Source organism: Kitasatospora sp. NPDC059795, from assembly GCF_042732175.1.
GTDB lineage: Bacteria > Actinomycetota > Actinomycetes > Streptomycetales > Streptomycetaceae > Kitasatospora.
Genome location: NZ_JBHWID010000006.1, coordinates 228,985 through 240,375, shown reverse-complemented (window position 1 = coordinate 240,375; position 11,391 = coordinate 228,985). Strand labels below are relative to the sequence as shown.

Genomic DNA, 11,391 nt, shown 5'->3' with positions numbered 1-11,391 from the left:
GGCGCCGCCACCGTTCGCGATCACGCGCCGCTCCCGAACAGCTCGGTGGTGGCGGTGAGTTCGGTGGCCGTCGGGTCGGCAGCGGCCAGGCCGGAGCGGGCCGCGCCGCCTGCGGCGAGGACCCGGCCGTCGGTCAGGACGGCGGCGGCGAAGCCCCAACGGCCGGTGAGCAGGCCCGGCTGGGCGGTCCAGGCATCGGCACCCGCGTCGTACTGGACGACGCTGCGAAAACCCGCCTCGTCGGTGTCGCTGCCGGTTCCGCCGATCACCAGGACGCCGCCCGTGCCGACCGCGACGGCCCGGTGCTGGGCCCGTCCGGCGGGCATGTCGGCGGCGGCGGTCCACACCCCCGTCGCCAGGTCGTACTTCTCGGCCGTCCGCCGGCTGAACGGGTCGAACGTGCCGTCGTCGCCCGCGCCCGGTGCGCGGCCGCCGGTCACCAGCACGGTGGTGTCGGACAGCGCGGTGGCCTGGTGCAGGGCGCGCGGGCGCAGCAGGCTGCCGGTCGGCGTCCAGGCGCCCGTGGCCGGGTCGTACAGCTCGCAGAAGGCCAGCGCCGGGTCCTGCGCGGTACCGACGGACGCCGTGCCGCCGACCACCAGCACCTTGCCGTCCTTGAGCACCACCGCGACATGCCCGGACCGGGCGTCGCCCAGATCCCCCGCCGCGGTCCAGATGCCCGTCGCCGGGTCGTACAACTCGGCGGAACGCAACGCCCGGACGGTCGTACCGGCTCGCACGGCGCTGCCCCCGGCCACCAGCACCTTGCCGCTCGGCAGCAGGACGGCGCTGTGGCCCCACCGGGCCTGGTTCATGGTGCCGGCCGGGCTCCAGGTGTTCGCCGCCGGGTCGTAGACCTCGGCCGAGGTCAGCCCCGGCGCGGTGGAGCCCCCGATGCCGCCGGTGACCAGCACCTTGCCGTCGGCCAGCGCGGTCACCGCGTGCAGCCGCCGGGGCGAGGGCTGCGTGGCGGTCGCCGTCCAGGTGTCGGCGGCCGGGTCGTACACGGCGGCCCGCCCGAGCGCGGCCCCGCTCGGGTCGGCACCGCCGACGACCAGCACTTTCGTGGTGCCCTTGAGCACGACCGGCCCGTCGTGCTGCCCGAACCAGGCGGTCGCCCCGGCCAGGTCGTGCGCGGCAGTCCACTTCGCTGCGGTCGGCACGGTGGAGGTGGTCATGGTGTCGAACCTTCCGTCATCGGGTCGTTTCGTGATCGCGGGACGAACCCCCCACCGCCGGCGGCGAGTTCGCCCGGGCCCGGGCCGGATCTCCCGACGCCCGCCCGCCCGGACCGGAGCTGCTCATGCCCTCGAAACCCTCCGCCACCCAGCGCGCCCCGCTCCGCCACCCCCATCTGCACCCAACACCCGCCCAGCACCGCCGACTTCACCCGGCCAGCCCCCACCGCACCCCCTCGGCCACCCGCCCCCGGCAACCGAAACCGCGCCGCTCCGCCACCACCCCGAGCACAACCACCCGGCAGCGAAGCCGACTTCACCCGACCATCTCCCGCCTCACCGCCCCGGCCTCCCACTCCCGGCAACCGAAGCCCCGCCACCCCACCACCACCCCGAGCCCAACCACCCGACCGCACAGCCGACTTCACCCCGCCCGGACCCCGCCCGTCGGCCGTCCCGCTCGCCACCTCGCACCCCTCCGCCCTCACGGCACGTACGCCTCGTCGGCCGCGGCAAGCTCGACCGGCTCCGGCCCCGGCGCCGCCGCGCCCGCCAGCGTCACGCCGCCCGCCACCAGTACCCGTCCGTCCGCGAGTTCCACGGCCGCGAAGTCGAAGCGGCCGGTGCCCAGCCGTCCGGTGGCCGTCCAAGTGCCCGCCGCCGGGTCGAAGGCCACCGCGTCGCGGAAGCCGGCGTCGAATCCCGGCCCACCGCTCCCGCCCACCACCAGCACCGACCCGGACCGCAACGCCACACAGCGGTGCCCGCGCCGGCCGCCGCCGGGCATCGGGGCCACGGCCGTCCAGGTGCCCGTCGCGGGGTCGTAGACCTCGGCCGTGGCGAGGCTGCGCGGGTCGTAGGCACCACCACCGGCCACCGCACCACCACCGGCCACCGCACCGCCACCAGCCGCCGCACCGCTGCCACCGGCCACCGCGTCGCCGCCGGTGACCAGGACCCGCCCGTCGGCCAGCAGCACCGCCTGGTGCCCCTTGCGCGCGGTCAGCAGGCTTCCCGTCGGGGTCCACGTGCCGGCCGCCGGGTCGTACAGCTCGCAGTGCGCGAGCGCGGCGTCGGGCCCGCCGGTGGTCAGCGCGCCGCCGACGACCAGCACCCGCCCGTCGGCCAGCAGCACCGCCCGGTGCCCGGTCCGCACGTCGGTCATCGTCGGCCCGGCGCTCCAGCCCCCGGCCGCAGGATCGCGCACCTCGACGGTCGCCAGCGTCCGCCCGTCCGCGCCGGTACCGCCGGTCACCAGCAGCCGCCCGTCCCCCAGCAGCGTGGCCGCGTGCCCGTACCGCGCAACCGTCAACGAGCCGGCACCCGACCACGTCCCGGGTGCCGGGTCGTAGACCTCCGCGGAGCCGAGAGCAGCGAGAGCAGCCCCGGCCCCGGAGCGGCCCCCGACCACCACCACCCGTCCGTCTCCGAGCCGACTGCTGCTGTGCCCGGACCGGGCGGTGCCCAGCGGCGGCGCAGCCGTCCAGGCCGCGGCGACCGGGTCGAACAGCGCTGCGGTCGCGACCCCGGCGCCGGACACGTCCACTCCGCCGGCCACCAGGACCTTCCCGCTCCCCAGCCGCACCGCCTCGACGTCCTGGGCAGGCGTCGGAAGGCCGCCGACCGCGCCCCAGGCCCCCGACACCGCCGGCGACCCGATCGACTCCTCCGCCGGGATGACGTGCAGCTGCCCGGCCAGCGCGCCGTCCCGGGCCACCCAGTCGGCGAGCGCGTCCTCCGCGGTGGCCCGGCTGCGGAAGGTCGCCGACGCGAGGCCGCCCGCCGGCGGGTGCGCCTGGACGTTGTTGCGGATGTTCGCGACCACGAAGCGCCGGTCGGTGAGCTGCACCGTCTGCGAGGGCGGGAACGGCTGCCGCAGCTGCGACTCCCGCTGCGAGATCGGCGAGCGGCTGGTGCTGCTCCCCTGCAGCAGCTGGTTGAACAGGGCAGGACTGACGTCGTGGAAGCGCTGCGGCGTGTCGGCGGTCCGTGCCGCCATCGGCACCACCCGCCGTGCGGCGGCGGCCGTCGCCGGCATCCCGCTGTCGATGATGTGCAGTTCGTAGCGGGCGCTCCGCCGCACCACCCGGGGCGACAGCAACGTCCCGGCGGCGCCGGTGAGTTCGAGACCGGAGTCCTGGCTCTCGTACGCGGGTCGGGACAGCTTGGCGGCGTCGTCCATGTCCTGGAACTGCGCCATGGCGAACTTCTCGCCGGTGACGGAGACCCGGGTGAGCCCGCTGTCCGGCGCGGGCGCGATCGCGAACCGCTTCCCGTCGCTGGGCCGTTGGGCGCCGATCCGGTCGACGCGGACGTCCAGCGGGACGGCCCGCTGGCGGACGAAGAGGGTGCCGAGCGGGTGCAGCACCAGCTGGTCGGTCTCGGGCAGGTGCCGGAGGGTGACCAGCGGGTTGAAGCCGCCCGAGGGCAGCTGCGTCTGCCAGCCCTCGATCTTCCCGAACTCCCCTGCCAGCAACGGCAGTACAGCCACCGGCGGCAGCGTGGTGTTGTGTTCCTCGCCCCAGCTGATGTCGAAGTCGGCGGAGATCTCGAAGAACAGCAGCGAGATGGAGCCGCGCCCGTGCGCCCGCCACGGCGCGGGGCCTTCGAGGGCGAACCGCAGGTCGATGCCGAACACGCCGACGCCGAAGGCCTTCAGGGTGACGCCGGCGGAGATCTCGATGGTGAACGCGAACGGCGAGAAGCGGAACAGCGCGTCGAAGGAGAGGTGGCCCTCGATGCCGAACCCGCCGAAGCCGAGGCGCAGTTCGGCTGCCGCGCCGAACTGGACGGTGTTGCTGGTGACGGCGAAGTACCCGGAGACCCGGATCAGTTGGCCGGGCCGGTTGAGGATGTCCACCGTGAGCCGCTTGGGCACCGGGAAGGGCAGCGGCGGCGGCTTGAAGGACGGGTGGAATCCGCCGACGGTGAGCACGAAGTCCGGGTTGTCGCCCCAGGCGACGAGCAGGCCCATTCCGCCGTCGATGGTCATGAACAGCACGTGCGAGTCGAAGAGCTCGGCGAAGAACCAGAGCCGCGACTTGTCGACCTCCAGCGCGCCCACGAAGTCCACCTGGAGTGCCAGCAGCGGCAGGTCCTGGCTGGGCAGGAGGCACTGCAGCACGCCGAGGATGGCGATGTCCCCGGGCGGGATCTCGATGACGACGCCGAGCGAGACGCTGACCAGGGTGGGCGTCCCCCAGCCGATCTTCGCCATCGGCCCGATCAGGAACCGGCCCTGCTCGGGCGGGAAGAACCGGGCCAGGTCGGAGAGGATCCGGGGGGCGTTGGCGATGACGTCCTTGGGGAACATCACCGACTGCACGGAGCCGTTCCGCACGCCCTCCGCGAGGGCCTGCAGGTTCATCGACCGGTTCAGTCCGATCAGTCCGCCGACGGCCAACAGCGTGAAGCCGTAGCCGAGTTGGATGCCGGTGGGCCCGAAGTCGGTGGTGATGACGATCAGCAGCGAGAAGCCGTCGCTGCCGTCGGGCATCCGGGTGCTGATCAGGCCGATCGCCTTGAGTTCGACCAGTCCGGAGAACTCCAGGTCGAGCGCGCCCGCGTACTCGCCGCGGTCCGGGTCGAAGGACAGGAACCCGCCGCCCTTGACGGCCCCGGCGTCCACCTGGAGGCCGACGCCCTTGGGCGGCCGGAAGCCGAACGACAGGTCGACCGGGCCGAGGTTGCCGCTGCCGTCGGAGCGGAACGCCAGCTCGGCGTTGATCCCGACCTGCTCCACCACGGCGGTGACCGGCCCGAGTTGGGCGCGGAAGGAGGCGCCGAGGCCGATCGGCAGCCCGTCCGCGGAGGGCGCGGCGGTGATGGTCAGGCCCTGGATCTCCAGCGGGCCGAGTTCCAGGTGCGCGGGGAGCTGGATCTCCAGGTTGGAGGTGCCGCGGAAGTAGAATCCCTGCCGGTAGGAGACGCCGACGGTGAGGTCCGCACCGAGGGTGAAGCCGTCGGCGGGCAGCACGGCGGCGACGAAGCCGTCCGCGCCGTTCGGCGAGAGGACGAACTCCAGCCCCTCCAGGCCGAATTCGGCGAAGAAGTCGACGGCGTCCTTGACCAGCCGCACGCCGCCCGCGCCGGAGATCCGCTGGAGCTGGAGCCGCGTCCCGCCGGCCTCGCCGAACAGGATGCGCGGCTGGTCGGTGGGCCCGAACCGGTCGACCTGGACGTCGATCGAGCCCTTGGCGTGCACCGGCGCGGAGGCGGACTCGAAGCCCAGCACCATGTCGATGCCCTGCCCGGGCCGCACCAGCAGCGCCACGCCGCCCTGAAGGTCGAGGTCGCCGCGGATGGTGACGGCGATGTCCGGGCCGAGCTCGAACCGGAACCCCTGGACGCCGGTGAACGAGGGCAGCAGCGCCAGCCCGGGCAGCGCCCCGTCGGCGGCGGGCAGCGGCAGCAGCCGGACCGCGGCGTGCATCTCGGTCGACGGCTGGACGCGCTGGAACAGCACGGCGGTGAGCGTCCGCGGCCGGGGCCCGAACGGGTCCACCGGCGCGCCCTGGACGGCCGCCGCGGTCGACGGCGCGACCCGCGGCGTGTCGACGTTGGCGCCGAGGCTGTGCAGCAGGTTGTCGAGCTGCGAGAGCAGCGCGGGCTGGTCGAACGCGTCGGTGCCCCACCCGAAGGCGTCCTTCAGCACCTGCGCCGGGTCGGCGAGCGCCCGCGGCAGGTCGCCGAGGTCGAGCGCGAGGTGCACGTACGGCGGCCGGTTCCCGACGGGCGGCGCGTACCCGGCCTTCACCACGCCGAGGCTGCGCAGCACGAAGCCGACGTTCGAGTGGTAGCGCTGCAGGTAGGTGACGATCAGGAAGTCGAGGAGCTGGCCGGGGAACACCGTCAGGAAGCCGTCGGCGCGCAGCGTGTCGGGGATGGCCGAGGCCGGTGCGTCGGCGATCGCCCGGATGCCCGCGATCAGTGCCTGCACGGCGCCGAGGGCCCGCTTGACGTCGTCCGGGGAGAAGGACGTCGTCGCGGAGGCCCCGCCGTCGCCGACCGTGCCGTCGACGTTCAGGCCGCCGTCGCCGAGCAGCGTGTGCAGGCTGTCGTAGAGCGTCTCGACGGCGTTGCGCAGGTCGACGAAGGGCTGCGGGATCGTCGTGACCGTCCAGCCGAGGCGGCGCAGCAGTGCGGTGAACGCGGCGGGGGTGGCCAGTCCGTCGCGCAGCGGCAGCAGGGCCTGGCCGACCTCGGCGAGGATGCGTTCGAAGGTGCCCGGCTCACTCATGCTTCCTTCTCTCCGCCTTGGACTCCGGGTAGAACTTCCGGTCGAGGAGCGCGTGGAAGCTGGGGTCGACCCGGTTGACGATCAGCCAGGCGCAGACGTGGCAGAAGTCCGTCTCCAGGCGCATCTTGCAGCGGCCGCTCGGCCGGTAGTGGCCGCCGGCGAAGGTCGCGGCGCCTTCGAAGATCCCGATGGTGCGGGCGGACTTGCAGGGGGCGCTGAAGTCCGGGATGTCGACGGGGTTGTCCTCGTTCGGGTTGGTGTTGTCGTGGTCGGGGTCCTGGTTGAGCGGACTGCGGTTGTTCTGGAGGAAGGTGAGCACTTCCGGCTCGACCACCAGGAGCGGCTGGTGCTGCTTGTCCTTCAACGGGACGAAGGCGATCGAGCCCTTCACGAACGTCGGGAACGGGGCGCTGCCGGCCCGGGTGAGGATGATCGCGCCCTCGCCCGGCAGCACCTGGCCGACGATCAGCCCTTCCAGGTAGTGGGCGGCGTCGGTGGCCAGCGGGAGCTGTCGGCCGCCGGGCGCGATGCCGAAGCTGCGCAGCCTTACCTCGGAGAAGAGCGTCTTGGCCTGCTGCCACTCCGCCAGGTTCCGGGTGCCGACGGAGAGTTTGATGCCCTGGACGGGGCTGGTCACGTTGGTCGAGTCGGCGAGCAGGACGGCGGCGGTGCTGATCCGGGGCAGTTGGAACCACTTCACCTTGGCCGGGTCGATGTGCCGGTCCGGCGCCGCCGCGACCCGCAGGAAGCCGAGCCGGGAGACGTTGTCCCCGACCAGGTCGCCGGGCTGGTCCTCGTCGGGGCCGCCGTCGCCGCGGAACTCCTCGTACTCGTCGAGCAGGTTGAAGCTGTGGCCGAACTCGTGCGAGACGGTGTGGACGACCTCGTCGAAGTTCGGCTGGATGTCGGGCGGGTCGCGGCGCAGTTCCCGCTTGTCCGTCGCGTTGGCGTAGACGTAGGGCAGTCCGAGCACGGCGTTGACGGTCTGGGCGGTCACCGTCCGGATGTTGAAGTTGGTGCCGCCGTCCATGTCGTCGTTGGCGATCAGCGCGATCAGGCCCCGGCTGGGCTGGAACTGCTGGTCGTCGGGCTGCCACACGGTGCCGACGGCCGCCGTCGAGCCGGTGATCTTCAGGCTGCGGACGTAGCGCAGCAGGGTGTTGGCCGGGTTGAGCTCGCTCGGGTTCATGTACAGCTCGGGCGGGTGCCGGCGCGGGTCGAGGGTGAGGTTGCGGGAGGACCTGGTCCGGTAGAACTCGTACACCCGGGCGACGAAGGCCTTGACCACCGGGTCGCCGACGGCGTCGGCAGCGTCGGGCTTGGCCGCCGGGCCGGTGCCCGAGAACCGGTCGGCGGGGCGGCCGCCGAGGCGGAGGCCGAAGAAGGTGTCGCGGGCGTGCAGGATGCCGACCGACTGGTGCTGCTTCCAGGCGTTGATCAGGTCGTCGTCGATCTTCGCCGGGTCGATGTCGAGGTCCTGGGCCTGCCAGGTGGCCACCAGGCCGGTCCGCCCGTCGCCGCGCATCGGCAGTCCGACCCGGCGGACCAGCTCCTCCAAGGTGTACCGCGGGCCGCCGCCGATCGAGTTGGTCGGGATCGGGAAGCCGGTGCCCTTCGCCTGGCCCGCCTCGATCCGTTCCGTCCCGGCCGCGACCCGGTATCCGCAGGTGAGGGTGTGCTGCTGGGAGGCGGTGAAGGACTTGAAGGCGTTGAAGCTGCCGCGCAGCATGCCGTAGGGCTCGTGCGCGGGTTTCTCGAACAGCTCGTGGATGGCCCGGGAGACGATCTCGTCGAACCTGGCGCGGTCCTGGTCGCGGAAGCCCTCGGCGAGGAACAGCACGTTGTGCCGGTCGGTGAGGGCCGCCGGGTCGCCGCCGCCCATCTCCCAGCTCAGCGCGTGGTCGGCGGCGTAGTCGACCACCCACACGTTCAGCAGTTGCGCGCCGCCCAGGCCGGGGAACAGCCCGGAGAGCACCCACGGCGTGCCGGGCTGGGTGGGCAGTACGCCCCGCAGCCGGCCGGTGGGCGACACGGCGAGCTGCCGGGCGTCGGCCGGCACCAGCTGGACGTACCCGTGGCCGGTGATGTCGCCGATCAGGTCCGTCCCGGTGCCGGCGTCGTCGCTGAACTTGGCGTACAGCGACGGCTGGGCGTGCGCGACGGCGGTGTCGAGCGCGGTGGTGATCGAGTCGTTGCCGAACCACCAGCCGACCACCGAGCGGTGCACCTGGAGCCTGCCGACCATGTACTGGTTCCCGGTGTGCGCCTGGAAGAGGAAGACGCCGGGGGTGGTGGCCGTGATCCGCCCGGTGGCGCTGTCGTAGGTCGGCAGCCCTTCGAAGCGGTGGCCCTTGCCGTTGAACGGGGCGAAGAACTCGAACGAGCACTGCGCGGGCGGCACCGGGGTGAGGGTGAACCCGTTCGTCGCGGGCACCGCTTCCTCGCGGGCGGCGAGCGTGACGGTGAGCGGCGGCGTGCCGGTGAGCGCGACGTGCAGGTCGCAGTGCGGGAGGAGCAGCAGGTCGGGGCTGGCGACGGCCATCGGAGGCCTCCTGTCGGATGCTCCGCCACCATACTGAGCAGGACCGGCCATTTCGTCGGAAACGCCACGTCAATGCCACGAACGGGTCATTCCGCCCGGGCGACCATCGGATGATCTGCCGCACACGGGAGTTGATGCGTTCTCACCAGAGCGCCCGCAGGCCGCGCGGGCTGCGGGTGGTGCCGCCGAGCCGCCATTCGACGGGGGCGCCCGGGTCGGCGAGGCGCAGCCCGGGCAGCCGGCCGGCCAGGTGCTGGAGGGCGGTGCGGAGCTGGGTGCGGGCCAGCCAGGTGCCCAGGCAGTAGTGCGGTCCGGCGCCGAAGGCCAGGGTGGGGGCGGGCAGCGGGGCGAGCGGGTCGCCGGACAGGCCGTCGGGGAAGACCGCCGGGTCCCGGTTGGCGCTGCCGAGGCAGATCGCGACCGTCTCGCCGGCGGGGACGCGCAGCTCGCCGATCTCGGCGTCCTTGGCGGCCTGCCGGGTGGTGAACTCGTCGTCGCCGAGCTGGATGTGGTGCAGCAGCCACTCGGTCGCGTGCTCCGCCTGCCCGTCCCCGGCGAGCCGGGGCCAGAGTTCGGGCCGCTCGCCGAGCAGGTACAGCAGGGAGTTGGCCAGGACGGCGGCCACGCTGTCGCTGCCGCTGGCGGCCAACCCGCCGACCAGGAAGGTCAGTTGCTCCTGCGGGATGCCTCCTTCCCGGTCGGCGGCCTGCACCAGCCGGCTCACCACGTCCTCGCCCGGTCGGCTGCGGCGCTCGGCCAGCAGCCCGGCCGCGAACTCCGTGAACTCCCGCTGGTCGGCCGCGACGTGGCCGTCCTTCTCGGCGCCGTCGGCGGTCAGGCAGGCCGCCCACCGCCGCATCTGCCCGTACTCCAGGCCGTCCAGGCCCATCAGGCGCTCCGCGACGGCGAACGGCAGGACGGCGGTGAAGTCGGCGACCAGGTCGGCCGGCGGCCCGGCCTCGGCGAGGTCGTCCAGCAGCCGCCCGACCACCGTCTCCACCCAGGGCCGCCACTGCGCGACCGCCCGGGGCGTGAACGCGCCCTGCACGGTGCGCCGCAGCCGCTGGTGGCCGGCGCCGTTCTGGTTGTAGAGCGAGGACGGGTCGGTGGACACGTTGAGCGCGGCGCCCTCCTTCTGCTCGCCGTCCTCGGCGCGCACGAACCGCGGGTCGGTGAGCACCTGGCGCACGTCGTGGTAGCCGGTCACCAGCCAGGCGGAGGTGCCGTCCCGCAGGACGCCCCGGCGCGGCGGCGCGGCTTCGGGGAGGGCCAGGGCGTGCAGCGGCGGGAGCTGGGCGATCGGGGCGGTCATGGCACCTCCACGGCGGCGGTGCGCGCCGGCGGTCGGAGAAGGGCAGGGAAGTGCCGGTTACGCTACCTGACTGACCATCAGATTTCTTTCAGCCGCGCCATGTCGGTTCCGTGGCGAGTGCGCGCCGTCCGGTTAGCATCGACTCCCGTTCAGTTCGGTGACGATTCATCCGGAGGGCCGTGCAGTGAGCCCGGAAAAATCTGTCGGTCCGATGGTCGGACTATTACCTTTTCTGCGGCATTCCGCCTATCCGGTGCTGCTCCTCTCCGTACCCGCGGCGGCCGCGGCGACCCTCCACGAACACTGGGACATCGGCCGCGTTCTCGTCCTCCACCAGATCGGTGTCATCGGCTACCTCTGGGCCCTCGAACGCCTCATCCCCCACCGGCGCGAATGGCACCCCGGCGGGCGTGAACTCCGCTGCTACGGCATCTACTTCGCCCTGACGATGGTGGGCGGCGCGATCGGCCAGCTGCTGGTGGCGACCCTGGTCGCCCGACTGGCGCCGCCGCACCCGACGCTCTCCCTGCGCACCGAGATCCCGCTGGCCCTGCTCACCGGTTCGCTGGCGAAGTACCTCTTTCACCGCTGGTCCCACCACCAGCCGTGGCTGTGGCGGCTGCACGGCGTCCACCACGGCCTGGACAAGGTGAACGTCACCAACAACGGGGTCAATCACCTGCTCGACGTGCTGCTGGGACAGGCCGTCGTCCAACTGGCACTGGCCTGGCTCGGCTTCTCCCGGGAATCGGTATTCTGCGCCACCCTGTTCGTCGTCGCACAGGGATATTTCGTGCACGCCAACATCGACGTCCGAATCGGCCGGCTGAACCACCTTCTCGGCAGCCCGGAACAGCATCGGCTGCACCACAGCACCGACCTCGCCGAATCCGGCCACTACGGCGCGGACCTCGCGATCTGGGACCACCTCTTCGGCAGCTTCACCTGGCGCCCCGGGAAGGTCCCGGCGGCGGTCGGGCTGAGCGACCCCGACAGCTTCCCGCCCACCACCAGCGTGCTCGCCAGCCTGCTGCACCCCTGGCGTCCCGCTGCCGACGCCACCACCGGATCCTCCAGCTGACCCGGTCCTTGCCCACCGCCCACCCCGTCCCGGCCCCGG

5 protein-coding genes are annotated in these 11,391 nt (G+C 73.1%); 1 reads left to right on the top strand and 4 read right to left on the bottom strand.

What is annotated here, in order from left to right:
• Positions 1 to 20: 20 nt before the first annotated feature.
• From ACFV4P_RS15030 to ACFV4P_RS15015, 4 genes are all read right to left on the bottom strand, one after another.
• Positions 21 to 1,178: a Kelch repeat-containing protein gene (locus ACFV4P_RS15030; protein ID WP_380471095.1), complete on the bottom strand. Its 1,158-nt coding sequence runs from the start codon at positions 1,176 to 1,178 to the stop codon at positions 21 to 23.
• Between the two features lie 484 nt (positions 1,179 to 1,662).
• Positions 1,663 to 6,417 (bottom strand): DUF6603 domain-containing protein, encoded by a 4,755-nt coding sequence (locus tag ACFV4P_RS15025; protein WP_380471093.1) that lies wholly within the window; start codon positions 6,415 to 6,417, stop codon positions 1,663 to 1,665.
• Complete coding sequence (locus ACFV4P_RS15020; protein WP_380471091.1) at positions 6,410 to 8,959, bottom strand: hypothetical protein; 2,550 nt, start codon at positions 8,957 to 8,959, stop codon at positions 6,410 to 6,412. The genes ACFV4P_RS15025 and ACFV4P_RS15020 overlap by 8 nt, the downstream gene beginning before the upstream one ends.
• A 142-nt stretch (positions 8,960 to 9,101) precedes the next feature.
• Positions 9,102 to 10,271 carry a cytochrome P450 gene (locus ACFV4P_RS15015; RefSeq protein WP_380471089.1) on the bottom strand — a complete coding sequence of 390 codons (1,170 nt, stop codon included), beginning with the start codon at positions 10,269 to 10,271 and terminating at the stop codon, positions 9,102 to 9,104.
• Between the two features lie 253 nt (positions 10,272 to 10,524).
• Between ACFV4P_RS15015 and ACFV4P_RS15010 the strand changes: the two genes are divergently transcribed.
• Positions 10,525 to 11,352 (top strand): sterol desaturase family protein, encoded by an 828-nt coding sequence (locus ACFV4P_RS15010; protein ID WP_380471087.1) that lies wholly within the window; start codon positions 10,525 to 10,527, stop codon positions 11,350 to 11,352.
• Positions 11,353 to 11,391 lie beyond the last annotated feature (39 nt).

Excerpts from the sequence above, each read along its gene's own strand:
- ACFV4P_RS15030 (WP_380471095.1), bottom strand. The coding sequence starts at position 1,178 with ATGACCACCTCCACCGTGCCGACCGCAGCGAAGTGGACTGCCGCGCAC.
- ACFV4P_RS15025 (WP_380471093.1), bottom strand. The coding sequence starts at position 6,417 with ATGAGTGAGCCGGGCACCTTCGAACGCATCCTCGCCGAGGTCGGCCAG.
- ACFV4P_RS15020 (WP_380471091.1), bottom strand. The coding sequence starts at position 8,959 with ATGGCCGTCGCCAGCCCCGACCTGCTGCTCCTCCCGCACTGCGACCTG.
- ACFV4P_RS15015 (WP_380471089.1), bottom strand. The coding sequence starts at position 10,271 with ATGACCGCCCCGATCGCCCAGCTCCCGCCGCTGCACGCCCTGGCCCTC.